Source organism: Streptomyces sp. NPDC000594 (assembly GCF_040299965.1).
GTDB lineage: Bacteria > Actinomycetota > Actinomycetes > Streptomycetales > Streptomycetaceae > Streptomyces.
Genome location: NZ_JBEPCY010000009.1, coordinates 125,271 through 150,783, shown reverse-complemented (window position 1 = coordinate 150,783; position 25,513 = coordinate 125,271). Strand labels below are relative to the sequence as shown.

Here is a 25,513-nt window from a genome sequence, read left to right as displayed (position 1 = left end):
GGGGGTTGCCCGATGGGCGTGCGGCTCATGGTGGTCGACGATCACCGACTGCTCGCGGAGGCGCTCGCGTCGGCCTTGAAGCTGCGCGGGCACCGGGTGCTCGCTGCGGCTGCTCCGGCGGCGGGCGCCGCCGATCTGGTGGTCAGCAGAGCACCTGAGGTCTGTCTGCTGGGTACGGCCGGTCCGGCCGAGCCCGGCGCCTTTGATCCGGTGGTGAAGATCAAACGGGAGCGGCCCCAGGTGGCGGTGGTGGTCCTCGGGCCGGTGCCCAGCCCCCGGGGGATCGCCGCCGCCTTCGCCGCGGGCGCGTCCGGTTATGTGCGCCACGACGAGCGGATCGAGGGCGTGGAGCGGGCCATGATGAAGGCGCGCGCCGGGGAGGCGGTGGTGGCTCCCGCGCTGCTCCAGGGCGCCTTCGCGGAGCTGCTGAACCCGGTGGCCCAGCCCGACGACGAGGGGCAGCGGCTGCTGCGGCTGCTGACCCCGCGCGAGATCGAGGTGCTGGTCAGGGTCGCGGAGGGGGAGGACACCCGGCTGATCGCGGCGGGTATGGGCATCGCGCCCAGCACCGCGCGCACCCATGTCCAGCGGGTGCTGATGAAGCTGGGTGTCGGCTCCCGGCTGGAGGCGGCGGCGCTCGCCGCGCGGACCGGGCTGCTGGACCGGGCCACCACGGCCGCCGCGCCGCTCGCCCGGGTCTCCCGCCTGCCCGGCCGCTGACCCGCGCCTTCTCCCCACCGTCCGACCGCTGATCCGCACATTCTCCGTACTGTTCCCTGTCGTTCCGACCGCTCTTCGCGCCCGCCCGGGTCTCACCCGGGCGGGCGCGCGCGTTATCGGTCATCTTCCCTCCGAAACATGAGTAGATATGAGGGTGTTTGGCGTGAAGTCCCCAGCACACCGGGCCCATTGACGACTCTGTTGACTCATGATTTGTTGTGTGCGGTTATGTTGGGGGAGGTGAGGGAGTCTCCGTGAAGAAGACGTCGACCCGGCTCGCCGACGGTCGTGAACTGCTCTACTACGACTCCCGTGACGACACCGTGCGCGACGCCGTCGACCGCCGCCCGCTCGGCCCCGTCGCCACCCGGACCGAGATCCGGCACGACCCCCTCCTCGGGGACTCGGTCGCCGTCGCCGCCCACCGCCAGGACCGCACCTACCGGCCGCCCGCCGGTGAGTGCCCGCTCTGCCCCTCGCGCGGCGGCCGGCTCAGCGAGATCCCCGCCGACGACTACGACGTGGTCGTCTTCGAGAACCGCTTCCCCTCCCTCGCGGGCGACACGGGCCGCTGCGAGGTCGTCTGCTTCACCCCCGACCACGACAGCTCCTTCGCCGACCTCGGTGAGGAACAGACCGCGCTGGTCCTCGCCGCCTGGACCGACCGCACCACCGAACTCGCCGCACTCCCCCAGGTCGAGCAGGTCTTCTGCTTCGAGAACCGGGGCACCGAGATCGGGGTCACCCTCGGCCATCCGCACGGGCAGATCTACGCGTACCCCTTCGTCACGCCCCGCACCCGGCTGATGCTCCGCACCGCCGCCGAACACCGGCTCCGGACCGGCCGCAACCTCTTCGAGGACGTGGTGGAGCGGGAGCGGGCCGCCGGTGAGCGGGTCGTCCTCGCCACCGGCCACTGGCTGGCCTTCGTCCCGTACGCCGCGCACTGGCCGTACGAGATCCACCTCTACCCCCGGCGGCGGGTCGCGGACCTGCGGGCGCTGGACGCCGCCGCCCGCGCCGAGTTCCCCGGCGTCTATCTGGAACTGCTGCGCCGCTTCGACCGGGTCTTCGGCGACGGCCAGCCCCCCACTCCGTACATCTCGGCCTGGCACCAGGCACCGTTCCACGCCGAGGGGCGCGCGGACCTCGCCCTCCATCTGGAGCTCTTCACCGTCCGCCGCACTCCCGGCAAGCTGAAGTTCCTCGCCGGTTCGGAGTCGGGCATGAGTGTGTTCATCAATGACGTGCCGCCGGAGACCGCGGCACGGCGACTGCGAGAGGCGGCGAGCGTGTGAGCAGGTACCTGGTGACGGGCGGGGCGGGATATGTCGGCGGAGTGGTGGCGCTGCGGCTGCTGGAGTCCGGCCACCAGGTCACCGTCCTGGACAACCTCTCCACCGGCTTCCGCGAAGGCGTCCCCGAGGGCGCCGAGTTCATCGAGGGCGATGTCCGGGACGCCGCCAAATGGCTCGACCCCAGCTATGACGGGGTCCTGCACTTCGCCGCGTTCTCGCAGGTCGGCGAGTCGGTCACGCACCCCGAGAAGTACTGGGAGAACAACGTCGGCGGCTCCCTGGCCCTCCTCGCCGCCATGCGCGCGGCCCGGGTCGCCACCCTGGTCTTCTCCTCCACCGCCGCCACCTACGGCGAGCCGGCCCGCACCCCGATCGCGGAGACCGACCCGGCGGTGCCCACCCATCCGTACGGCGCCTCCAAACTCGCCGTCGACCACATGATCGCCGGGGCGGCCCGCGCCCATGGCCTCGCCGCCGTCTCGCTGCGCTACTTCAATGTCGCGGGCGCCTACGGCGGGCAGGGCGAGCGCCATGACCCCGAGTCCCATCTGATCCCGCTCCTCCTGGAGGTGGCCCTCGGCCGCCGGGAGTCGATCGCGGTGTACGGGGAGGACTACCCCACCCCCGACGGGACCTGTGTACGGGACTACATCCATGTCGCCGACCTCGCCGAGGCCCATCTGCTGGCGCTGGCCGCCGCCCGCCCCGGTGAGCATCTGATCTGCAATCTCGGGAACGGCAACGGCTTCTCGGTACGGGAGGTCGTCGACACCGTGCGCCGGGTCACCGGGCATCCGGTGCCGGAGCGGACCGCCCCGCGCCGGGCGGGCGACCCGGCGGTCCTGGTGGCCTCCGCCGCCACCGCCCGGGACCGGCTCGGCTGGGAGCCCCGCAGACCGGGGCTGTCCGGGATCGTCATGGACGCCTGGGAGTTCGCCCGGGGCCGGTACGCGTGAGCGCGGGCAGGGGGGAGGCCCCCCGCGCGGGCGTCCGGGAGGCCGCGGGCGTCTGGGAGGCCCCCGGCCGGGTCAATCTGATCGGCGAGCACACCGACTACAACGACGGTCTGGTGATGCCCTTCGCCCTCGATCTGACCGTGGTCGCCGAGGCCCGGCGCCGGGACGACGGGGTGCTGCGGCTCTCCTCCGACGGGGCGGAGCCCGGCCGCGAGACGGTGCGGCTGGAGGTCGCGGACCTCGCCCCCGGGCACGGGCCACGCGGCTGGACCGACTACCCGGCGGGGGTGGTCTGGGCGCTGCGCGCGGCCGGCCACCGGGTGGGCGGCGCCGAACTGCGCTACACCTCCACCCTGCCCGCCGGGGCCGGGCTCTCCTCCTCCGCCGCGCTGGAGGTGGTGACCGCGCTCGCCCTGAACGATCTGTACGGTCTCGGCCTGGACCGGACCGAACTGGCGCTGCTGGCCCGCCGGGCGGAGAACGACTACGCCGGGGCACCCACCGGGATCATGGACCAGATGGCCTCCGCCTGCTGTACGGAGGGGCGGGCGCTGGTCCTGGACACCCGCGACCTCACCCGCCGGGACATACCCTTCGACCCGGGCGCCGAAGGGCTCGCGCTGCTGCTCCTCGACACCCGGGTCACCCATGCCCACAGCACCGGCGAGTACGGCCGGCGGCGCGCGGGGTGCGAGGCGGCGGCCCGCGCGCTCGGGGTACGGGCCCTGCGGGACATCGGCCCGGGGGAGCTGGCGGACGCCCTCGGCCGGCTCGGCGACCCGGAGCTGCGGCGGCTCACCCGCCATGTGGTCACCGAGAACGAGCGGGTGGCGCGGGTGGTGGCGGCACTGACGGCGGGGGACGTCCGGGGGGTGGGCCCGCTGCTCACCGAGGGGCATGCCTCGCTCCGGGACGACTTCCGGGTCTCCTGCCCCGAGCTGGATCTCGTGGTGGCGGCGGCGCTGGACGCCGGGGCGCTGGGGGCACGGATGACGGGCGGGGGTTTCGGCGGCTCGGCGATCGTGCTCACGGAGGTGGCGACGGCGGCGGCGGTGACCGGCGCGGTGGAGCGCGCGTTTGCGGAGGCGAGCCTCGGGGCGCCGGTCGCACGGATGGCCCGGCCCGCCGGGGGCGCGCGCCGGCTGGCCTGAGCGAGCCCGTTCTTCCTGGGCGCGAACCCGTTCTTCCGGGCTCGGGGACCCGGCGATCTCTGTGGACTCGCGCCCCAGTTCAGAACTTCCGGCTCAGCTTGCACACAGCAGGCAAACAGTTCTGCAAATAGCCTTCCCCAGCCGTCGACCACCCGTACTCTGATGCTCAGCACCGGTGGGGGCCGGTGTTTATCAGGGGGCGAGAACAGTCGGGTACGACGCCCGGGGCGGGGCAGTGGTGCGACCACGGCGGCGGTCGTGCGCATCCTCCCGTTCCCCGGGCGCCGTGCCCGCGCCATCCGTCCTCCGAGCCTGGGGGTGTCTGTGATCCGTATCCGGGTCCTGGTGGTGGACGACCACCGAATCTTCGCCGAATCGCTGGCCGCGGCGCTCGCGGCCGAGCCCGATGTCGACGTGGCCGCGGCCGGGAGCGGCCCGGCGGCACTGAGATGTCTGGAGCGCGCGCTCGCCGACGGGCGGGCCTTCGATGTGATGCTCGTCGACACCGACCTCGGCGCCATCGCGGGGCAGCAGCCGGTCCGCGCACCGGTCGCCCGTGCCGTGTCCGACGACGGGGACGAGGGGCTGGTGGACGGGATCACCCTGGTCACCGGGGTCCGTTCGGCCCATCCCGCGGTGCGGACGGTGGTCCTCGCCGAGAAGGACGACCCGCGCCGGGCGGCGCTCGCGCTCCAGGCGGGGGCATCCGGCTGGGTCGCCAAGGACTGCTCGCTCCAGCGGCTGCTCGCGGTGATCCGGGGGGTGCTGCGGGACGAGACCCATCTGCCGCCCGCGCTGCTCACCGGGGTGCTGAGGGAGTTGACGGCGGCGCGCAAGCACCGTACCGAGAGCGAGCGCCTGGTGGAGTCGCTGACCCCGCGCGAGCGGGAGGTGCTGCGCTGCATGGTGGCGGGGCTCGGCCGCAAGGCGGTCGCCGAGCGGCTCTTCCTCTCGCCGCACACCGTCCGCACCCATATGCAGAACGTGCTGGGCAAGCTGGGGGTGCACTCCACCCTGGCGGCGGTGGCGCTGGCCCGGCGGGCGGGGGTCGGCCCCGTCGATCTAGCCGGGGATGTTGTCGAACGGGGCGGTCAGCTGGCGTAGCAGCGCCGCCAGTTCGGCCCGCTGGGCGTGGGAGAGCCGGGCGAGGATGGCCCGCTCCTGGTCCAGCAGCCCGGCCAGGGCCTGGTCCGCGCGGTCCCGTCCCTCGGTGGTCAGGCGTACGAGCACACCGCGCCGGTCACTGGGGTCGGGCAGCCGCTCGACCAGGCCCTTCTTGGCGAGCCTGTCGATGCGGTTGGTCATGGTGCCCGAGGTGACCAGGGTCTGGGTGAGCAGCTGGCCGGGGGAGAGCTGATACGGGGCCCCGGCGCGGCGCAGGGAGGTCAGCACATCGAACTCCCAGGGTTCGAGCTGATGCTCGGAGAAGGCGAGCCGACGGGCGCGGTCGAGATGGCGGGCGAGCCGTGAGACCCGGCTCAGCACCTCCAGCGGTTCCACGTCGAGGTCGGGGCGCTCCCGGCGCCATGCCGCCACCAGTCGATCGACCTCGTCCTCCATGACGATCAGTGTAGTTGGTCTGTCGACATGAAGTCTCTTGACGTCAAGATATTTCGGGACGCAGGATGGTGGCCCTGGGGCACGGGAAGCCGTATGCCCCTTGTGTTCGGTTCTGTACTTAGTTCTGTACTGGCCCGTGGTGAGGAGCCCGTCATGCCGTCCACCCCCGCGTCGTCCACTCCCGCGTCGTCCATCCCCGCGTCGTCCATCCCCGCTTCGACCGCCCCTGCTTCGTCCGCCCCCACCTGGGACCCCGGGCAGTATCTGCGCCATGCCGGGCACCGCGCCCGGCCCTTCCTCGATCTGCTCGCCCGGATCCCCGAGCCCGCCCGCACCGCCGACGGGGCACCGCTGAGGATCGCCGACATCGGCTGTGGCGCCGGCAATGTCACCGCGCTCCTCGCCGACCGCTGGCCCGACGCCCTGATCACCGGGTTCGACAACTCCCCCGAGATGGTCGCCCACGCCCAGGAGCGGTATGCGGGCCCCACCCCGGGCGGCGGGCGGATCGACTTCCGGACCGGGGACGCCCTCGACTGGGTGCCGGACGACGGCGCGTACGACCTGATCGTCTCCAACGCGGTCTTCCACTGGGTCCCCGGCCATCTCGACCTCTTCGCCCGCTGGACGGAGCGCCTCGCCCCCGGCGGGGTCTTCGCCTTCCAGGTCCCCGGGAACTTCGCCGCACCCAGCCACACCCTGGTCACCGAGGTCTGCGCGGATCCCCGCTGGCGGGAGCGGATCGGCGGCATCGGGGTCGTCGCCTCGGTCAGGGAGCCGGGCGAGTATCTGACCCGGCTGGTCGGCCTCGGCTGCACCGCCGATGTCTGGGAGACCACCTATCTCCAGCTGCTCACCGGGGAGGACCCGGTGCTGGACTGGATCAAGGGGACGGTGCTCCGCCCGATCCTGACCGAGCTGGGCGAGGGGACGGAGGCTGCCGATGCCTTCCTCGGGGAACTCGGCGCCCGGCTGCGCGAGGCCTATCCGCCGGGTCCGGCGGGCACGGTCCTCCCCTTCCGCCGGATCTTCGCCGTGGCCCGCCGCGAGGAGGCGTAACAGGAGGTACGGGGGGACTGGGGTACGGGCGCCCCGGCACGGGCCGCCGCGGGTTCCCGCGCCGGCAGGTCCCGCGCGGTGTGCAGGTCCGGCGGTGTCAGGTTCCGCGGTGCGGGTTCCCGCGCTGTCAGTTCTTGCGGTGGCCTATCAGCCGGGGCTTGGGCTCCAGCCCGTCCAGCCCGTGCCACGCCAGATTCACCAGATGCGCGGCGACCTCCGCCTTCTTCGGCCGCCGGGCGTCCAGCCACCACTGACCCGTCAGTGCCACCATCCCCACCAGCGCCTGTGCGTACAGCGGCGCCAGCTTGGGATCGAAGCCGCGGTTCTTGAACTCCATCCCCAGGATGTCCTCGACCTGGGTGGCGATATCGCTGATCAGCGAGGCGAAGGTGCCCGTGGACTGGGCCACCGGGGAGTCCCGCACCAGAATGCGGAAGCCGTCGGTGTACCGCTCGATGTAGTCCAGCAGGGCGAAAGCGGCCTGCTCCAGCAGCTCCCGGGGGTGCCCGGCGGTCAGCGCGCCCGTCACCAGGTCGAGGAGCTGGCGCATCTCACGGTCGACCACGACCGCGTACAGCCCCTCCTTGCCGCCGAAGTGTTCGTACACCACCGGCTTGGACACGCCCGCCTTGGCGGCGATCTCCTCCACCGAGGTGCCCTCGAACCCCTTGTCGGCGAAGAGGGTGCGACCGATGTCCAGCAACTGCTCACGGCGCTCCGCACCGGTCATCCGCACCCGGCGTGCCCGCCGGGACCGGGTCTTCTCGGTACTGCCATTGCTGCTGCCGTCGGTCGCCACATCTCCCATCATGCCGTGCCGGACGCCGCGGTATCGCGCCGGGCGTCGATCCGCTCCTGGCTGGGCCACCGCACGTCGTACGCCCACCCCGCCCGCTCGAACCAGCGGATCAGCCGGGCGCTGGAGTCCAGCTGGCCCCGGAGCACCCCGTGCCGGGCGCTGGTCGGGTCCGCGTGATGGAGGTTGTGCCAGGACTCACCGCAGGAGAGCACGGCCAGCCACCACACATTGCCCGAGCGGTCCCGGGAGCGGAACGGGCGGCGGCCCACCGCGTGACAGATGGAGTTGATCGACCAGGTCACATGGTGCAGCAGGGCGACCCGCACCAGGGAGCCCCAGAAGAAGGCGGTGAAGGCGCCCCACCAGGACCAGGTCACCAACCCGCCGACCAGCGGCGGGATCGCCAGCGACAGGATCGTCCACCAGATGAAGTCACGCGAGATGCGGCGGATCGCCGGGTCCTTGATCAGATCCGGCGCGTAGCGGTGCTGGGGGGTCTGCTCGGCATCGAACATCCAGCCGATATGGGCCCACCAGAGCCCCTTCATCAGCGCGGGCACACTCTCCCCGTACCGCCAGGGGGAGTGCGGATCACCCTCCGCGTCCGAGAAGCGGTGGTGCTTGCGATGGTCCGCCACCCAGCGCACCAGGGGGCCCTCCACCGCCATCGACCCCGCCACCGCCAGCGCGATCCGCAGCGGGCGGCGCGCCTTGAAGGCGCCATGGGTGAAGTACCGGTGGAAGCCGATCGTGATGCCGTGGCACCCGAGGTAGTACATCCCCACCAGCAGCCCGATATCGAGCCAGCTCACCCCCCAGCCCCAGGCCAGCGGCACCGCAGCGGCCAGTGCGAGGAAGGGGACCACGATGAAGAGGACCAGCGCGTACTGCTCGACGGAACGCTTGGTGTCGCCGCCGAGGGTCGCCGACGGCAGCCCGTCGGCGTCGGTGTCCGTGACGTCGGCCACATCCGGACTTGTTGTCATGAAGAGCCCCCGGGGGAAGAAGACGATCACGGCGATCACAACCAGCCACCGGCCCATGACCCGGGGCGACGCCAGTATGGCAGTGCCCGCCCCGGCGGCAAGGGCCCTGTGGATAAGTGCCGAGGCGCGGAGACCTATCCTGGGTCTCGTCGGACAGCGCGGTCCGCCGCCTGCAGTACCCCTCCAGACGTGCTCAAACACTGCAAGGAGCCGCACCTGTGAGCAGTGCCGACCAGACACCCACGGCCAGCGCCGAACTCCGTGCCGACATCCGCCGACTGGGCGACCTCCTGGGCGAGACCATCGTCCGGCAGGAAGGATCCGACCTCCTCGAACTGGTCGAGAAGGTACGCGCCCTGACCCGCAGCGACGGCGAGGCCGCCGCGACGCTGCTGGGCGACACCGACCTGGAGACCGCGGCCAAGCTGGTCCGCGCCTTCTCCACCTACTTCCACCTCGCCAATGTCACCGAGCAGGTGCACCGGGGCCATGAGCTGCGCCGGCTCCGCGCCGACGAGGGCAGCCTCCTCTCCCGTACCGCCGACCGGTTGAAGGACGCCGACCCCGAGCATCTGCGCGAGGCCGTCCGCAACCTCAATGTCCGGCCCGTCTTCACCGCGCACCCCACCGAGGCCGCCCGGCGCTCCGTCCTCAACAAGCTCCGGCGGATCGCCGAACTCCTGGACACCCCCGCCGTGCCCAGCGACCGCCGTCGGCTCGATCTGCGGCTCGCCGAGAACATCGACCTCATCTGGCAGACCGATGAGCTGCGGGTGGTCCGTCCCGAACCCGCCGACGAGGCCCGCAACGCCATCTACTACCTGGACGAGCTGCACGCCGAGGCCGTCGGCGACGTCCTGGAGGACCTCGCCGCCGAACTCGAACGCATCGGCGTCGAGCTGCCCGCCGGCACCCGCCCGCTCACCTTCGGCACCTGGATCGGCGGTGACCGCGACGGCAACCCCAATGTCACCCCCGCCGTCACCCGCGAGGTGCTGATCCTCCAGCACGAGCACGGCATCACCGACGCCCTCGCCCTCATCGACGCGCTCCGCGGACAGCTCTCCCAGTCCATCCGCTACACCGGCGCCACCGATGAACTCCTCACCTCCCTCCAGGCCGACCTGGAGCGACTGCCGGAGATCAGCCCCCGCTACAAGCGGCTCAACGCCGAGGAGCCGTACCGGCTCAAGGCCACCTGCGTCCAGCAGAAGCTCGTCAACACCCGCGAGCGGCTCGCCAAGGGCACCCCGCACCAGCCCGGCCGCGACTACCTCGGCACCGCGGAACTCCTCACCGACCTCACCCTGATCCAGACCTCGCTCCGCGAGCACCGGGGCGGGCTCTTCGCCGACGGGCGGCTCGACCGCACCATCCGCACCCTGGCCGCCTTCGGCCTCCAGCTCGCCACCATGGACGTCCGCGAGCACGCCGACGCCCACCACCACGCCCTCGGGCAGCTCTTCGACCGGCTCGGCGAGGAGTCCTGGCGGTACGCCGACATGCCCCGCGAGTACCGGCAGAAGCTGCTCGCCAAGGAGCTGCGCTCGCGCCGCCCGCTGGCGCCGACCCCCGCACCGCTGGACGCCGCCGGGGCCAAGACCCTCGGTGTCTTCCACACCGTGAAGGAGGCGTTCGAGCGGTTCGGCCCCGAGGTCATCGAGTCCTACATCATCTCGATGTGCCAGGGCGCCGACGATGTCTTCGCGGCGGCGGTGCTCGCCCGTGAGGCCGGGCTGATCGACCTCCACACGGGATGGGCCAAGATCGGCATCGTGCCGCTCCTGGAGACCACCGACGAGCTGCGCGCGGCCGACGTCATCCTCGACGGCATGCTCTCGGACCCGTCGTACCGGCGGCTGGTCTCGCTCCGGGGCGATGTCCAGGAGGTCATGCTCGGATACTCCGACTCCTCCAAGTTCGGCGGCATCACCACCTCCCAGTGGGAGATCCACCGCGCCCAGCGGCGGCTGCGGGACGTGGCCCACCGGCACGGGGTACGGCTGCGGCTCTTCCACGGCCGGGGCGGCACCGTCGGCCGGGGCGGCGGCCCCACCCATGACGCGATCCTCGCGCAGCCCTGGGGCACGCTGGAGGGCGAGATCAAGGTGACCGAGCAGGGCGAGGTCATCTCCGACAAGTACCTCATCCCCTCGCTGGCCCGGGAGAACCTGGAGCTGACGGTCTCCGCCACGCTCCAGGCCTCCGCGCTGCACACCGCGCCGCGCCAGTCGGTGGAGGCGCTCGCCCGCTGGGACGCGGCGATGGACACCGTCTCGGACGCGGCCCACGCGGCGTACCGGGCGCTGGTGGAGGACCCGGACCTGCCGGCGTACTTCTTCGCCTCGACCCCGGTCGACCAGCTCGCCGATCTCCACCTGGGCTCGCGTCCCTCGCGCCGCCCGGACAGCGGGGCCGGTCTCGACGGGCTGCGGGCGATCCCGTGGGTCTTCGGCTGGACCCAGTCCCGGCAGATCGTGCCCGGCTGGTACGGGGTGGGCTCCGGGCTGAAGGCGCTGCGGGAGGCCGGTCTGGACACGGTCCTGGACGAGATGCACGAGCGCTGGCACTTCTTCCGCAACTTCGTCGCCAATGTCGAGATGACCCTCGCCAAGACGGATCTGCGGATCGCCCGGCACTATGTCGACACGCTGGTCCCCGATGAGCTGAAGCATGTCTTCGACGCGATCGAGGCGGAGCACCGGCTCACCGTGGACGAGGTCCTGAAGATCACCGGTGGTGAGCGGCTGCTCGACTCCAACCCGGTCCTCCAGCAGACCTTCGCGATCCGGGACGCCTATCTGGACCCGATCTCCTACCTCCAGGTCTCGCTGCTGGCGCGGCAGCGGGGGGCGGCGGAGCGGGAGGAGGCGGCGGATCCGCTGCTGGCGAGGGCGCTGCTCCTCACCGTCAACGGCGTCGCCGCGGGCCTCCGCAACACGGGCTGACCTCGCCCACAACCCTCGCCGGGGGCCCGCCCCCGGGCCCCCGGCGAGGCCGAGCACGCACCCCTTCCGGCGCGCCGGGGCAGTTCCCGCCCCGGTCCCCGGGGCGCCTCAATCTCCCCCAGACTCCGTCCGGGGGGACCCCCACGAGGCTTCATTTGAGCCTCGTCGGCGCCTCGGAAAATTCAGCCTCGCCCGTGCACCGGGCAGTTCCTGCCCCGTTCCCCGGGGCGCCTCAATCGCCGGCGGGGCTTGATTTTGGCGCTTGAGGAGCAGGGCCTCAAAAATTAGCCCCGCCGGCGGAAAAATCAGCCTCGCCGGCGATTGAGGCGCGGGGTTCGGGGCTGGCCCCGACGAGGGCCCGAGGTGACTCGGGGGTGGGCCGGCTCGGGGGTGGGCCGGTCAGACGGTGAAGAAGGTACCGGCGATCACTATCGCGCCGAGGAGCGCGGAGCCCAGGCCCACCTTCGTCAGCCCCATCCCCCCGATGAGAAACGCCGCCAGGATCAACGCCCCGCCCAGCGGCAGCCACGCGTAGAAGACGCCCCCCGCCCCCCGCCGGATCACCTCTTCGCTGTCCGGTTTGACGACGACATCGATCCGGTCGCCCTTGTCGACGGTGACGGACTCGTCGATGGTGAGGCCGGCGCGGGCCGCCGCGGGGCCCTCCGGGTCGTAGAGCCCCGTGCAGGTCTCCTCGCCGCAGCCGGAGACGGTGATCGTGCCGCGCTCACGGTCGTCGGTGAACATGATGTGCCGCGCGGAGTCCCACGACGACCAGCCGCCCGCCGCGAGCAGTACCAGCGCGACCAGACCCATCGCCGTGAGGCGGACGTACAGGAGCATCCCACTCATGGGGCGCGATCCTTCGGCATCCCCACGGGTGCGGTCAACTCCGTCAGGAGTTGTACGCGCTCTGGGCGCGCTCCAGGCCCTCGGAGACCAGGGCCTCGACCGCGTCGGCCGCCCGGTCCACGAAGTAGTCCAGCTCCTTGCGCTCGGTCCCGGAGAAGTCCTTGAGGACGAAGTCGGCGACCTGCATCCGGCCCGGCGGCCGGCCGATGCCGAAGCGGACCCGGTGGTAGTCGGGCCCCATCGCCTTGGTCATCGACTTCAGCCCGTTGTGGCCGTTGTCGCCGCCGCCCAGCTTCAGCCGGAGGACGCCGTAGTCGATGTCCAGCTCGTCATGGACGGCCACGATCCGCTCGACGGGGATCTTGTAGAAGTCCCGGAGCGCGACGACCGGGCCGCCGGAGAGGTTCATATAGGACATCGGCTTGGCGAGCACCACCCGGCGGGAGCCCGGGCCGGGCGGCCCGATGCGCCCTTCGAGGACCTGGGCCTGCGCCTTGGAGGCCCGCTTGAAGGTGCCGCCGACCCGCTCGGCCAGCAGATCGGCGACCAGGAAGCCGACGTTGTGCCGGTTGGCGGCGTAGCCGGGGCCGGGGTTGCCGAGGCCCACGATCAGCCAGGGCGTGTTCGGGTCGGGCGTGGTCATCGCTGTGGTCTCCATCCGAAACCGGACCGCCGTCCGCACCGGGTGGTGCGGACGGCGGCCGGGAAGGGTCTACGGGACGGGGTCCCGTGGAAGAGGGGGCCGGGAGCCCCCGGAGGGGATCAGGCCTCGGCGGAGGCGTCGCCCTCGGCGGCCGGCTCCTCGGCCTGCGCGGCCAGGACCTGGATGACGACGGCGTCGGCGTCCACGGCCAGGGAGACGCCCTTGGGCAGGGTGATGTCCTTGGCGGTGATGGCGTCACCCGCGGTCAGACCGGCGACGGAGACGGTCAGCGACTGGGGGATGTGGGTGGCCTCGGCCTCGACCGGCAGCGCGTTCAGGACGTGCTCCAGCAGGTTGCCACCGGCGGCCAGCTCGCCCTCGGTCTCGACGGGGATCTCGACGGTGACCGTCTCGCCCCGCTTGACGACCAGCAGGTCGACGTGGATGAGGGAGCCCCGCAGCGGGTCACGCTGGATGGCCTTCGGGATCGCCAGCTCGCTGCGGCCCGCGATGTCCAGGTTGAGCAGGACGTTCGGGGTACGGAGGGCGAGCAGCAGCTCGTGGCCCGGGAGGTTCAGGTGGACCGGGTCGGAGCCGTGGCCGTAGAGGACGACGGGGACCTGGTTGTTGCGGCGGACGCGACGGGCGGCACCCTTGCCGAAGTCGTTGCGGGCCTCAGCGGTGATCTTTACCTCGGACATGTGCACTCCTCGTACAACAGACGGATCGTTGGTCACCCGGCCATGAACGGCCTGCTACGCCTGCTGCGAAGAGCGCGTCGATTACGGACAGCCGCACCGTGGTGCGGCCTCCCTCGCCGAGCAACCCGCACAGTCTACGCAAGCGGGTGCCCGGCCTCCAATCGATCATCCACGCCACAGGGCCGCACCCCCGTCGGTCGGGGGTGCGGCCCTGTGCGGTGCGGGTGCCCGGAAGGCTTACTGCTCCTCGAAGAGGCTGGTCACCGAGCCGTCCTCGAAGACCTCACGCACGGCGCGGGCGATCGTCGGCGCCATCGAGAGCACCGTGATCTTGTCCAGCTCCAGGTTGCCCGGGTCGGGCAGCGTGTTGGTGAAGACGAACTCGCTGACCTTGGAGTTCTTCAGGCGGTCCGCGGCGGGGCCGGAGAGCACACCGTGGGTGGCCGTCACGATCACGTCCTCGGCGCCATTGGCGAAGAGGGCGTCCGCGGCGGCGCAGATGGTGCCACCGGTGTCGATCATGTCGTCGACCAGGACACAGACCCGGCCCTCGACATTGCCGACGACCTCGTGGACGGTGACCTGGTTGGCCACGTCCTTGTCCCGGCGCTTGTGGACGATGGCGAGCGGGGCGCCCAGCCGGTCGCACCAGCGGTCGGCGACCCGGACCCGGCCGGCGTCGGGGGAGACGACGGTGAGCTTGGTCGGGTCGGTCTTGGCGGCGACGTAGTCGGCGAGGACCGGAAGCGCGAAGAGGTGGTCCACCGGGCCGTCGAAGAAGCCCTGGATCTGGTCGGTGTGGAGATCCATGGTGAGGATCCGGTCGGCACCGGCCGTCTTCATCAGATCGGCGACCAGACGGGCGGAGATGGGCTCCCGGCCGCGGTGCTTCTTGTCCTGGCGGGCGTAGCCGTAGAACGGGACGATCACGGTGATGCTCCGGGCGGAGGCCCGCTTCAGAGCATCGATCATGATCAGCTGTTCCATGATCCACTTGTTGATGGGCGCCGTGTGGCTCTGCATCAGGAAGCAGTCGGCGCCGCGCGCGGACTCCTGGAACCGGACGTAGATCTCACCGTTCGCGAAGTCGAAGGCTTTGGTCGGCACCAGGGTGACACCCAGTTGATGTGCCACTTCCTCGGCCAGCTCGGGGTGGGCGCGGCCGGAGAAGAGCATCAGCTTCTTCTCGCCGGTCGTCTTGATCCCGGTCACAGCACTGTCTCCTCAGACGGGGGGTGTTCTCTGGCCGCGAGTGTTGGGGGGCGCGAGCCAGCCGAATTTGTGTGCACGTATCACGGTACGCCGAGTTCGGCGCAGCTGTTTCCGGTCAGTTCTCGCCGGTGGCTCGTTCGGTGGCCGCCGTGGCGGCCTGTGCGGCGGCGCTGGCGGGACGCTTGCGCGCCACCCAGCCCTCGATATTCCGCTGCTGGCCACGGGCGACGGCGAGGGAGCCGGCGGGTACATCCTTGGTGATCACGGAGCCGGCGGCGGTGTAGACGCCGTCCCCGACCGTGACAGGCGCCACAAACATGTTGTCCGCGCCCGTCCGGCAGTGCGAGCCGATGGTGGTGTGGTGCTTGGCCTCGCCGTCGTAGTTGACGAAGACGCTGGCCGCGCCGATGTTGGTGTATTCGCCGATGGTGGCGTCGCCCACATAGGAGAGGTGGGGGACCTTGGTGCCCTCGCCGATCGCCGCGTTCTTCATCTCCACATAGGTTCCGGCCTTGGCCCGGGCCCCGAGTCGGGTGCCGGGGCGCAGATAGGCGTACGGTCCCGCGCTGGCCCCGGGGCCCAGCTCGGCGCGGTCGGCGACGGTGTTGTCCACCCGGGCGCCCGCGCCCACGGAGGTGTCCGTCAGCCGGGTGTTGGGGCCGACCTCAGCGCCCTCGGCGAGATGGGTCGCGCCCAGCAGCTGGGTCCCGGGGTGCACCACGGAGTCCGGCTCAAAAGTGACGGTGACATCGATCTGGACCGAGGCGGGGTCCACCACGGTCACCCCGGCGAGCATCGCCCGCTCCAACAGCCGCTCGTTGAGCAGCCGGCGGGCCTCGGCGAGCTGCACCCGGTTGTTGATGCCCAGGATCTCCCGGTGGTCCCCGCCGACACAGGCGCCGACCCGGTGCCCGGCGGAGCGCAGGATGCCGAGGACATCGGTCAGATACTCCTCGCCCTGGCTGTTGTCGGTGCTCACCCGAGTGAGCGCCTCGGCGAGGAGACGGCCGTCGAAGGCGAAGACCCCGGAGTTGATCTCCCGGATCTCCCGCTGGGCGGGGGTGGCGTCCTTGTGCTCCACGATCGCGGTGACCGCGCCGGTCTCCGGGGAGCGCACGATCCTGCCGTACCCGGTGGAGTCGGGGACCTCGGCGGTGAGCACGGTGACCGCGTTGCCGTCGGCGGCGTGCGTGGCGGCGAGCGCCGTCAGCGTCGCGCCGGAGAGCAGCGGGGTGTCGCCGCAGACGACCACCACGGTGCCGTCGGTGACGCCGCCCAGCTCCGCCAGCCCGATCCGGACCGCGTGCCCGGTGCCGTTCTGCTCCGCCTGGAAGGCGGTACGGGTGCCGGGGAAGCGTTCCTCCAGATGGGCGGTGACCCGCTCACCGGCATGGCCGACGACCACGACCAGCTCGCGGGGGTCCAGTTCCCGGGCGGCCGAGACCACATGTCCGACGAGCGAGCGGCCACAGATCTCGTGCAGCACCTTCGGGGTGTTCGACTTCATACGGGTGCCTTCACCCGCTGCGAGAACGACGACGGCGGCCGGGCGGTTGGCGCTCACGGGAATGCCCTTCGGCTTCAGGGGGTGGACCTCCGAAGGATACCGGGGGGTCCCACCAGCCAAATATGGGTGGGGCCCGGCACACGGCCGGGCCCCACCCATCCAGGCTCCCAGGGAAGGAATCGAACCCTCATTCAATGGACCAAAACCATTTGTCCTGCCATTAGACGACCTGGGAAAGAGTCGCCCGCCCGGCCCCGGATTCCACCGGACCGCCGGACGGCAGCCCCTACTATGCCGTACCCGACCCCTTCGACGCGACGGTCGGAATCCGGCATCCGGACCACCTGTGGGGGCCACGGAGCGATCCCGGCCACATACCGGCCACCTGCGTGAGGGCCGAAACCCTCTCCTCCACCGGATGACCTGCCGGAGGGCGTGCGCCGGGCCCGCCACGCCGCCCCGGCCACGCGATAACCCCTACGGGGACCCCCCGCACCCGCCCGTAGGCTGGGAGACATGACCACAACGGGGGCACAGCAGGACGCCGAGGGCCCGCCGCCCGGCACCTGGATGGGGTGGGCGCGGCGGCGGAGCGCGGTACTCGACATGTCGCTCGGCGCGGTGTCGGCGATGGAGTGCGCCATCGAAGGGGCCCGCTTCGCCTCCAAGACCGGACTGCCGCTGCCGCTCGGGGTGCTCTTCGGACTGCTCACCGGATCGATGCTGGTGGTACGGCGCCGCTGGCCGGTCGCGGTCGTCCTGGTCGCCATCGCCGTCACCCCCGCCGAGATGGGGTATCTCCTCGGCCTGGTCGGCCTCTACACCCTCGCCGCCTCCGAGGTGCCGCGCCGCATCATCGGCGTCCTCAGCGGGATGTCGCTGACCGCGACCCTGATCGTCAGCTTTGTGAGCGTCCGGCAGGATGTCGAGGCGTCCGAGCTGGACGACCCGGGGGTCTGGTACGTCCCGGTGATGGCGGGCTTCATAGCGGTCGGGATCACCCTGCCGCCCGTCCTCTTCGGCCTCTACATAGGGGCCCGGCGGCGGCTGATGGAGAGCCTGCGGGACCGCGCCGACAGCCTGGAGGCGGAGCTGGACCTCCTCGCCGACCGCGCCGAACAGCGCGCCGAGTGGGCCCGTACCGAGGAACGCACCCGGATCGCCCGTGAGATGCACGACGTGGTCGCGCACCGGGTGAGCCTGATGGTCGTGCACGCGGCCGCGCTCCAGGCCATCGCGCTCAAGGACCCCCAGAAAGCGGTCCGGAACGCGGCGCTCGTCGGCGACATGGGGCGCCAGGCCCTCACCGAGCTGCGCGAGATGCTGGGCGTGCTGCGCTCCGGCGAGGGCGAGCAGCGCCGCCCGACCCCGCCACCGCTGGCGGCGGTGGGCGCGGCTGCCGCAGCGGCTGCCGCGGCAGCGGCGGGGGACGGGCCCCGTATCGCCGATGTCGAGGACCTGGTCGGGCAGTCCCGGCAGGCGGGCATGGTGGTCGAGCTGTCCGTCCAGGGGGACGCCCGGGAGTACGCGCCCGAGGTCGAGCAGACCGCGTACCGGGTGATCCAGGAGGCCCTCACCAATGTGCACAAGCACGCGGCCGGGGCCAAGGTCATGGTGCGCCTCGCGCACCGGGACGACGAGATCGCCATGCAGGTGGAGAACGGGTCGCCGGGGGCGTCGGGCACGGGCGACGCGGGGTTGCCCAGTGGGGGCAACGGCCTGGTCGGCATGAGGGAACGGGTGCTGGCGCTGGGCGGCGTCTTCGTCTCGGGCCCGACGGACGCGGGCGGCTTCCGCGTCTCGGCGGTGCTCCCGCACGGATCGAGCCCGTCCGGGCGGTGAATCAAGCCCGTCCGGCGTTCGAGGACATCCCTGGGGCCCGGGGGCCTCGTCGTGAGCAGGCCCTTGCGCCGGTCTGCTCGGCCACACGTCGGGGGCGGCCGTGTGCAGGGCCGTTCCCAGGTTTGACCTTGACCTTGGGACAGGGCCCAGAGTGCGGCGCGGAGGACGGCATGGTGAACGAGACAACGGAACGGCTGTCGATCGGGGCGTTCGCGACCCGGTCGCGTCTGTCGGCCAAGGCGCTGCGCCTGTACGACCGGCTGGGGCTGCTGGTCCCGGAGCGGGTGGACCGGAGCACGGGCTATCGCTGGTACGGAGCGGGGCAGGTGGACCGGGCCCGGCTGGTCGCGCTGCTGCGGCGGCTGGACATGCCCCTGGCGCGCATAGCGGAGCTGGTGGAACTGCCGGACGAGCCGGCGGCCGAGGCACTCGCCGGGTTCTGGTCCGAGGCCGAGGAGCGGTTCGCCGCTCAGCGGGCCGTCGCCGTCTTCCTTCAGAACCGACTGTCAGGAAAGGGACAGGACATGTTCCAGGTGGACGTGATGGAGACCGAGGAGCACGTGGTGCTCACCGAGCGCAGACGGCTGCTCGCGGACGAGCTGCCACGGTGGATCCCGGCCGCGTGCGAGCGGCTGAGAGCCGCGGCGGAGCAGTGCGGCGGCGTTCCCGGGCTGCCGTTCGTGGTGTACCACGCGGAGGTCTCCGAGGAGAGCGACGGGCCCGCGGAGGTGTGCATGCCGGTACGCGACCGGGCCGCGGCCGAGGCGTATGTGGCGGGCCTCGGGGCATCCGGCGGGAAGGACGGCGGGAAGGACGGCGGGACACAGGTCAGGACGGAGCCGCCGCGCCGGCTGGTGTACACCCGGATCACGAAGGAGCAGATGGTGTACCCGCGGATTCTGTCGGCCTACCACGCGGTGGACACCTGGGCCGCGGAACAGGGACTCACCTGCTCCGGGCCGGGCCGTGAGATCTACTTCGCGCACTGGGAATCGGCCGCCCCGACGGATCCGGTGTGCGATATCGCGATTCCGGTGAGCTGACCCGGGCGCCGGTGGGCCGGAGGGCCGGAGGGAGTCCATCCGGCCCGCCGGCGCCCGCGTGCCGGGCCACGGCAGGCTCGGCCCGCGCCCGCGGGGCCGGGGCTACGGCAGGCTCAGCCGTCTCGGGAGGAGCCCCGTCACCAGCCCCGTCAGCGCCGTCTCCACGTCCGGGCCCAGATACCAGTCCCCCGTGTGATCGACGCTGTACACCCGCCCCGCCGCGTCGATCGCCAGCACCGCCTGGTCGTCCCCCTCCACCCCCAGCGGAGCGACCTCCGTCTCCAGCGCCCGCCCCAGATCCGCCAGGGTGCGCGCCATATGGAGCCCGGCCAGCGGCTCCACCAGGACCACCGGCGGCGCGGTCTGCCGGCCCGGACCCGGCGCCGTGATCCGCAGCCCGCCGAATTCCGCCCAGGCCTCCACCGCCGCCGGTGAGACCGTGTGCCGGTGCCCCGCCGGGGACTCGTACGCGCGCAGGGTGTCGGCCCAGTGCTCGGCCAGCTTGATGTCCCAGCGGCCGGGCTGCCACCCCGCCTCGCGCAGCGCCGCGTCGACCGCGACCGGGAACCGGGTGGGCTTGAGTTTGTCGGACATCGGTGCTGGTTCAGCCGTTCTCGGGTGCGGTCGGGTCCACGGCGCGGACCCCGAAGTGGTCGAGCATGGCCGTACAGGAGCGGCAGGGCGGCGCGTAACGGCCGTGCAGCGGGTCGCCGTCCTCCCGGATCCTGCGGGCCGTCAGCCGCGCGCCCCTCAGCGCGCGTTTCGCCTCGCTGTGCGAGAGCGGACGGCGCCGCGCCCGCTTGGAGCGCAGCTCCTCCGCCGCCGTCAGATGCCGGGAGAGCAGGATCGCCTCCGCGCAGCGCCCGGTGAACCGCTCCCGCTGTCCGGTCGGCAGCGCGTCGAGGAAGTCGCTCACCAGCGGATGGAGGACCGGCGCCCGGTCCCCCTTGCCCGCCGTCGACTTCAGTGTCTCGCCGCGTATGGAGAGCGCCGCCGCCACGGCGGGCAGAATGCCGTCCCGCCGGTGCCCGAGCGCCGGTGGACGGACCTCACCCGTGGCGCTCCAGCTGAGGCGGGGATCGCCCGTGGTGGCCGGAGTCTCTGGTTGCGCTGTGTACATGGCGTTGTCGTTTCCTCCCCGCACTCCCCCGAAGTGAAGGAACAGCGTGCCAAATGCGACGCTGCGGGGGGAAGCCGGGCCGGAAAAGGGTGCGCCGTCGTGGGCGTTCGGTCACCCCGCCGTGACAGTTCGTAACGTTTCCGCGCCCCTTCGGGCGGGGCGCCCCGGCACCGGCCGCCGGTCCTGAGGGGAGTGGGGTCCCACGCCTTAGGCTGTCCCGGACAGTCAGCAGCCAGCAGGGGGCGGATCGCCATGACGACAGATCGGCAAGGACCGGTGGCCCCGCCCGGTGTCCGGGCCCGGCCAGCCGGGGAACCCACCGCACCGGGCGGTCCCGGCCGCACCGCGCCGCCGAACGCGGCCTACGCCGGTCAGTCCGTGAACTTCCCGGACCCGGTACGGGCCGCCCGGCATCCCCGGGGGGTGCGGATGGACGCCGACGGCTACCCGGACTTCTCCCCGTACGCCCGTGCCGCCGCCGAGATCGCGGATCCCCCGGCCGGTTTCGGCGTCGACGAACTCCGGCTGACCGACTACGTCTCGGCCAACGCCGCCCTGCATGCCTCCGGGCATCCGCTGTGGGCGACCCTGCCGCCCGTCGCGACCCCGCACGGCTGGACCTGGCACCACGTCCGGGGCACCCGCCGGCTGGAACTGATCCCCGTCGAGGTCAAGGCGCTGCTGCGGCACCACGGCGGTGTCGCCACCGCCGCCGTCGACCAGTCCAAGCGCGGCACCCGGCAGCTCCAGGAGGAGCGGCCCGCGCACTTCCGGCTGCCGAAGGGCGTACTCGCCGTCTCCGAGCAGCAGATCCTCGGGGTCGAGGAGGACCTGGGCTTCCGGCTGCCCGGCGCGTACCGCACCTTCCTGAAGGCGGCGGGCGGCTGCGCCCCGGCCGGGGTCGCGCTCGACGCGGAGCTGGGCATCCTGGTCGACCAGCCGTTCCTGACGGTGCGGGACGCGGCATCCGTCAACGATCTGGTCTATGCCAACAAGTGTCTGCGGGACCATCTGACCAAGGACTATCTGGGTGTCGGCTTCGTCCAGGGCGGTCTGCTGGCGGTCCGGACCCAGGGCCGGGGGACCGGCTCGGTCTGGTTCCTCCCGTACGACGACAGCCGGGACCGTGACGGACGGCCGGTGGGGGAGCGGATGGCGGAGCTGCTGCTGCCCTGCGGCGACGACTTCGACGCCTTTCTGAAGCGGCTCGCGGGCAATCCGCCCGAGCTGGAGAACGTGGCGAAGCTGATGGTGGACGGTGGCTTCGCGCGCGCGGTGCCCGTCCCGGACGAGGAGTGACGCTCCGATGGTGACGTTCGCGCAGGCGCAGGAGCGCGCGGAGGAGTGGGTCAACGGCGATCTGCCGCCGTATCAGCACCGTGAGGTGCGGGTACGGGAGTTCGAGCTGGGCTTTGTGGTCTGGGCCGAGGACCGCGAGGGCGGGGTGCGCGCCGACGGTGGACAGCAGCGGCTGGTCATCGCCCGGGACAGCGGCGAGTCCACGCTCTGGCCCGGGGTGCCGGTGGGGGAGGTGATCCGGCGGTACGAGGAGGAGTACGGGGTACGGGACACCGCCCCGGCGCCGGTGCCGCAGCAGCCCCGGCGGATCGACCAGAACCAGACGTCGTTCCTGCTGAGTCCGCCGGAGTGGCTGGAGGACACTGCGCCGGCGCCGGCTTCCACGCCTGCGCCTCCGCCGCCTCCGCCGCCTCCGCCGCCGGTGCCCGCGCCCGCGCCCGCGCCGGTCGCTCCGAAGCCGGTGCCGGTCCAGGTGCCGGGGCCGGAGTCCGCGCCGGAGCCGTCCGTTCCGTCGAAGCCGGAGCCGGAGCCGGTTGTTCCGGAGCCCGTACCCGTCACGAGCACTCCGCCCGCTTCCACCACGTCCACCACCTCCAACGCCTCCCAGGCCGGTGGGAGCACCCGGGGCGGCGACGAGGCGTGGACGGAGTCCTCGGGGCCGTCCGGCGAGCGGCCCTCCGGTGAGCAGGCCGCCCGCTGGACGGACACCAGCGCGGACGAGGCGGACGACGCCTCTGTGCCGCTGCCCGAGACCGTCTTCACCGCGCCGGTCGGACGGCCGGAGCGGGACGCCGCCGAGGTCGAGGCGGACGCCGAGCTGCCGACCGCGCTGATGCCCGAGGGCAGTGCGCTTCCGCCGACGCTGAAGGAGTCCCGGAAGAAGGCCCTCCGGGAGATCGTCGAGGCGTCGGCGCGGAAGGACCGGCCCGAGGCCCCGGAGAGCGGGCCCGGGGCGGGGGTGCCCGCGCAGGGCCGTACGCCTGCGGTTCCGCCGACTCCGCCGCCGTCCTCGCCCACGGGCGGGTACCGGCCGACGCAGCAGAACACCCCGCCCACGCCGCCGCCTCCGGTGTCTTCGCCGCCTTCGGGTACGCCTTCGGGGGGTGTGCATCATGCGGCGACGGTGCTGGCGTCACCGGCTCAGTTGGGCGGTACGGGCTCTGCGACCCCGCCGCCCCCCGCGCCGCCGTCACCTCCCGGGCCCCCTGCTCCTCCTGGACCTGTTGCGCCTCCGTCGCCTCCCGGTCCGCCCACTCCGCCGCCGCCGCCCGTCTCGTCACCGCCCGTCTCGTCGGCGCCTCCGGTGTCCTCGGGTACGCCTTCGGCGGGTGTGCACCATGCGGCGACGGTGCTGGCCTCGACGGGCCAGTTGGGCGGTACGGGTCCCGCGACCCCGCCGCCCCCCGGCCCGCCGCCCGCGCCCCTCGGGGCCTCCCAGGGCGGGGCTCCCCAGGGTGGCGGCCCCGCGCCCTACGGCTACCCCCAGGGCCCCGTCGGGGTGCCCACCGTCGGCCCCGGCTATCAGGCCGTGCTCCGGTACCGCGCCCCCGACGGCTCCGAGGCCCAGCTGATCCGCCGCTCCGCGCCGGGCACCCCGCACCCGGAGTGGCAGATGCTGCACGAGCTGCGGGCGCTCGGCGTACCGCCCCAGCAGGTCCTGGAACTCCACACCGAGCTGGAGTCCTGTCTGCTGCCCGGCGGCTACTGCGCCCGCATGATCGCCGAGACCTGGCCGCAGGCGAGGATCACCAGCATCGCCCCGTACGGCACCGATCACGCCGCCCGGCAGCAGGGCATGAGCCAGCTCCTGACCCATCAGGGCGAACTCCACCAGGTCGCCGACGGCCCGGCGCGCCCCGCTCCGGTACGGGTCCCGCTGCCCCAGGTGCAGTCCGCGCCGCCGGTGCCCCCGCAGGCGCTGGCCCAGGAACTGGCCGCCGCCTTCGGTCCGCAGGGGCTGTGCCGCTTCGACCAGCGGGCGGTCTCCCGGCAGGGGGTCCCCGAGGTGGTGGCGGCGACGCTGGTCTGGGCGGGGCTCCCGGCCGACTTCAACCCGTTCTTCTGGGCGCAGCCCGCGCACCCGGTCGTGCCGACCCTCGCGGAGCTGGCCGCGCAGCGCCAGGTCCAGGCCGCGATGGACGCGAGTTCGTATCTGGTGGTGGGCAATGACTTCGGCCGCCAGATCTGTGTCCAGTACGGCACCGCGCACATCGTGGCCGTACCGCTCGAAGCGGGCCCGGACGGGCGTTCCGTACCGCCGCAGTTCGTGAACAGCGGACTGCCCGAGTTCGTCCGCTGTATGGCGATGCTCGGGCGGATGTGGCGGTTCCGCTACGGCCTGACACCGGAGCAGGCCGGGCGGTGGACGGTCGACTTCCAGGCGCATCTGGCGGCGCTGGACCCGGCGGCGCTCTCGTCCCCGGAGAACTGGTGGTCGGTACTGCTCGAACAGATGTGGGACGGTTTGCTCTGACCCCGCCGCCGTTCGGCTCCGGGTGGTGTCGTGATACGTGTGTTTGTCTTGAATCCGAGAGGATATGAGCACAATCGCGTAATGCGTTGTCGGGACCGGGTTCGATGAAGGGGCTGAAGGATGAGTGCTGCATCGGTGTCGCCGCACGGTTTCACCGTCGTACGCCGTGGCTACCGCACCGATACAGCCGACGCGCAGGTCGGTGCCCTGGCCCGGGAACGGGATGCCGCGTGGGAGAGGGTCTCCCGGCTGACGGCCCTCCTGGGCGAGGCGGAGGAGGAGGCGGCGCGGCTCCGTGCGGCGGTCGCCGCGCTGGAGACCCCGACGTACGAGACCCTCAGCGCCCGCGCCCGGCAGGTGCTCACGCTGAGCGAGGAGGAGGCCGCCGAGGTGGCGTCGACCGCGCTCGCCGACGCCGCCGAGCTGCGGGAGACCTCCGAGAACGACGCCTGGCAGCTGGGGGAGCGCTCCCGGGAGGCGGCCTCGGCGGTCCAGACGGCGGCGGACGCCCACGCCGAGGAGGTGCTGCTGTCGGCCCGTACCGAAGGGTCCACCCTGGTCGCCGACGCCACCGCGGAGGCCAAGGAGGTACGGGCCCGCGCCCTCGACGAGTGGCAGGAGACCCGCCAGCGCGCCGAGGCGCTCCTCGCGGAGCTGGAGGCCCAGCAGGCCGAGCGCTGGGAGTCCGACGGCCGCGAGCTGACCGCCCTCGCCGCCGACCACGACGCCCGCCTCACGGAACTGCTCACCCGCGCCGAGGCCGTCCTCGACCAGGCGACCCGCGCCCTCACCCAGACCCAGGAATCCGCCCGCCACGGCCAGGAGGACGCCGACGCCCGCGCGGAGGAGACCCTCGCCCAGGCCCGCCTGGAGGAGGAGCGCACGGTCCGCGAGACGGAGCGGATCCTGCGGGAGCATGAGGGTGCGCGCGACGAGATGCACGCGCATATGACCCACATCCGCAACAGCCTCGCGGCCCTGACGGGCCGCGCGTCTCCGGAGGAGTGACCTTGCCTCCGGCCCGCGTCAACTCACCGCCCCTTGATGCGCGGGCGCCTCAGGCCCAGGCCGCGCTGGGGTCCCCGGACGGGTGCATCAAAAATCAGCCTCGCCGGCGATTGAGGCGCGGGGTTCGGGGCTGGCCCCGACGTGTGCCCGAGCTGGCTCGTGCCTCGGGTCCGTCCTCAAGCGCCGGACCGGCTGAGTTTGTGCGGGCAGCCCTTGCCATGAGGGTTGGAGCGAGGTGACTCGCAAGCGCGGGGGCGGGGGCCTCCGGGCTCACCTCCTCGGGGCCGGCAGACTGAGGTGCCGTGTCCAGCTCGGGGGCCGTCCGCCGGTCCCCTG

Annotated in this window: 22 protein-coding genes and 1 tRNA gene; 12 read left to right on the top strand and 11 right to left on the bottom strand. The window is 72.4% G+C overall.

Annotated elements, in window-relative coordinates; genetic code table 11:
• Window positions 1-12 precede the first annotated feature (12 nt).
• The 5 genes from ABT354_RS16025 (at window position 13) to ABT354_RS16005 (ending at window position 5,229) form a co-directional block, all read left to right on the top strand.
• On the top strand, window positions 13-720 hold the full coding sequence (locus tag ABT354_RS16025; RefSeq protein ID WP_351493942.1) for a response regulator transcription factor: 708 nt from the start codon (window positions 13-15) through the stop codon (window positions 718-720).
• Between the two features lie 254 nt (window positions 721-974).
• Window positions 975-2,018 (top strand): galactose-1-phosphate uridylyltransferase, encoded by a 1,044-nt coding sequence (galT, locus tag ABT354_RS16020; protein ID WP_351493940.1) that lies wholly within the window; start codon window positions 975-977, stop codon window positions 2,016-2,018.
• Entirely contained in the window at window positions 2,015-2,974 is a 960-nt protein-coding gene (galE, locus tag ABT354_RS16015; RefSeq protein WP_351493938.1) for a UDP-glucose 4-epimerase GalE, read from the top strand. The genes galT and galE overlap by 4 nt, the downstream gene beginning before the upstream one ends.
• Window positions 2,971-4,125: a galactokinase gene (gene galK, locus ABT354_RS16010; protein WP_351493936.1), complete on the top strand. Its 1,155-nt coding sequence runs from the start codon at window positions 2,971-2,973 to the stop codon at window positions 4,123-4,125. Before galE ends, galK begins: the two co-directional genes overlap by 4 nt.
• Before the next feature lie 324 nt (window positions 4,126-4,449).
• Entirely contained in the window at window positions 4,450-5,229 is a 780-nt protein-coding gene (locus ABT354_RS16005) for a LuxR C-terminal-related transcriptional regulator (RefSeq protein ID WP_351493934.1), read from the top strand.
• Here ABT354_RS16005 and ABT354_RS16000 read toward each other — a convergent pair.
• Window positions 5,188-5,685 (bottom strand): MarR family winged helix-turn-helix transcriptional regulator, encoded by a 498-nt coding sequence (locus tag ABT354_RS16000; protein WP_351493932.1) that lies wholly within the window; start codon window positions 5,683-5,685, stop codon window positions 5,188-5,190. The genes ABT354_RS16005 and ABT354_RS16000 overlap by 42 nt on opposite strands.
• A gap of 153 nt (window positions 5,686-5,838) precedes the next feature.
• Between ABT354_RS16000 and ABT354_RS15995 the strand changes: the two genes are divergently transcribed.
• Window positions 5,839-6,744, top strand: a complete 906-nt coding sequence (locus tag ABT354_RS15995) for a trans-aconitate 2-methyltransferase (protein ID WP_351493930.1) — start codon at window positions 5,839-5,841, stop codon at window positions 6,742-6,744.
• A 127-nt stretch (window positions 6,745-6,871) separates the two neighbouring features.
• On the opposite strand, the gene ABT354_RS15990 is transcribed toward ABT354_RS15995, so the two are convergent.
• Entirely contained in the window at window positions 6,872-7,555 is a 684-nt protein-coding gene (locus ABT354_RS15990; protein WP_351493928.1) for a TetR family transcriptional regulator, read from the bottom strand.
• The gene (locus ABT354_RS15985; protein WP_351494109.1) at window positions 7,552-8,529 is read right to left on the bottom strand and encodes an acyl-CoA desaturase; all 978 of its coding nucleotides are present in this window, start codon (window positions 8,527-8,529) and stop codon (window positions 7,552-7,554) included. The genes ABT354_RS15990 and ABT354_RS15985 overlap by 4 nt, the downstream gene beginning before the upstream one ends.
• Before the next feature lie 218 nt (window positions 8,530-8,747).
• Between ABT354_RS15985 and ppc the strand changes: the two genes are divergently transcribed.
• A complete protein-coding gene (gene ppc / locus ABT354_RS15980) occupies window positions 8,748-11,477 on the top strand; it encodes a phosphoenolpyruvate carboxylase (protein WP_351493926.1) in 2,730 nt (909 codons plus the stop codon).
• Window positions 11,478-11,876: 399 nt separating this feature from the next.
• On the opposite strand, the gene ABT354_RS15975 is transcribed toward ppc, so the two are convergent.
• The 6 genes from ABT354_RS15975 to ABT354_RS15950 form a co-directional block, all read right to left on the bottom strand.
• Entirely contained in the window at window positions 11,877-12,329 is a 453-nt protein-coding gene (locus tag ABT354_RS15975) for a hypothetical protein (protein ID WP_351493924.1), read from the bottom strand.
• A gap of 43 nt (window positions 12,330-12,372) precedes the next feature.
• Complete coding sequence (pth, locus tag ABT354_RS15970) at window positions 12,373-12,972, bottom strand: aminoacyl-tRNA hydrolase (RefSeq protein ID WP_351493922.1); 600 nt, start codon at window positions 12,970-12,972, stop codon at window positions 12,373-12,375.
• Between the two features lie 119 nt (window positions 12,973-13,091).
• Window positions 13,092-13,673, bottom strand: coding sequence for a 50S ribosomal protein L25/general stress protein Ctc (locus tag ABT354_RS15965; protein WP_351493920.1), 582 nt, complete (start codon window positions 13,671-13,673; stop codon window positions 13,092-13,094).
• A 237-nt stretch (window positions 13,674-13,910) separates the two neighbouring features.
• Window positions 13,911-14,885 (bottom strand): ribose-phosphate diphosphokinase, encoded by a 975-nt coding sequence (locus ABT354_RS15960; RefSeq protein ID WP_351493918.1) that lies wholly within the window; start codon window positions 14,883-14,885, stop codon window positions 13,911-13,913.
• A 115-nt stretch (window positions 14,886-15,000) separates the two neighbouring features.
• A complete protein-coding gene (glmU, locus tag ABT354_RS15955; protein ID WP_351493916.1) occupies window positions 15,001-16,449 on the bottom strand; it encodes a bifunctional UDP-N-acetylglucosamine diphosphorylase/glucosamine-1-phosphate N-acetyltransferase GlmU in 1,449 nt (482 codons plus the stop codon).
• Window positions 16,450-16,556: 107 nt separating this feature from the next.
• Window positions 16,557-16,627 (bottom strand) — tRNA-Gln (locus tag ABT354_RS15950).
• A 281-nt stretch (window positions 16,628-16,908) separates the two neighbouring features.
• Here ABT354_RS15950 and ABT354_RS15945 point away from each other — a divergent pair.
• Both ABT354_RS15945 and ABT354_RS15940 read left to right on the top strand, forming a co-directional pair.
• Entirely contained in the window at window positions 16,909-18,234 is a 1,326-nt protein-coding gene (locus tag ABT354_RS15945) for a sensor histidine kinase (protein ID WP_351493914.1), read from the top strand.
• A 170-nt stretch (window positions 18,235-18,404) separates the two neighbouring features.
• On the top strand, window positions 18,405-19,277 hold the full coding sequence (locus ABT354_RS15940) for a MerR family transcriptional regulator (protein WP_351493912.1): 873 nt from the start codon (window positions 18,405-18,407) through the stop codon (window positions 19,275-19,277).
• Between the two features lie 102 nt (window positions 19,278-19,379).
• Here the strand turns inward: ABT354_RS15940 and ABT354_RS15935 are convergent, their stop codons facing one another.
• Window positions 19,380-19,871: an SUKH-3 domain-containing protein gene (locus ABT354_RS15935; protein ID WP_351493910.1), complete on the bottom strand. Its 492-nt coding sequence runs from the start codon at window positions 19,869-19,871 to the stop codon at window positions 19,380-19,382.
• 10 nt (window positions 19,872-19,881) lie between these two features.
• The gene (locus tag ABT354_RS15930) at window positions 19,882-20,397 is read right to left on the bottom strand and encodes a YwqJ-related putative deaminase (protein ID WP_351493908.1); all 516 of its coding nucleotides are present in this window, start codon (window positions 20,395-20,397) and stop codon (window positions 19,882-19,884) included.
• A gap of 252 nt (window positions 20,398-20,649) precedes the next feature.
• On the opposite strand from ABT354_RS15930, the gene ABT354_RS15925 reads away from it, so the two are divergent.
• The 3 genes from ABT354_RS15925 to ABT354_RS15915 all read left to right on the top strand — a co-directional run bounded on the left by ABT354_RS15925 (window position 20,650) and on the right by ABT354_RS15915 (window position 25,177).
• Window positions 20,650-21,696, top strand: a complete 1,047-nt coding sequence (locus tag ABT354_RS15925; RefSeq protein WP_351493906.1) for an SMI1/KNR4 family protein — start codon at window positions 20,650-20,652, stop codon at window positions 21,694-21,696.
• Window positions 21,697-21,703: 7 nt separating this feature from the next.
• Window positions 21,704-24,169, top strand: coding sequence for an SUKH-4 family immunity protein (locus tag ABT354_RS15920; protein WP_351493904.1), 2,466 nt, complete (start codon window positions 21,704-21,706; stop codon window positions 24,167-24,169).
• Window positions 24,170-24,289: 120 nt separating this feature from the next.
• The gene (locus ABT354_RS15915) at window positions 24,290-25,177 is read left to right on the top strand and encodes a coiled-coil domain-containing protein (protein WP_351493902.1); all 888 of its coding nucleotides are present in this window, start codon (window positions 24,290-24,292) and stop codon (window positions 25,175-25,177) included.
• Window positions 25,178-25,513 lie beyond the last annotated feature (336 nt).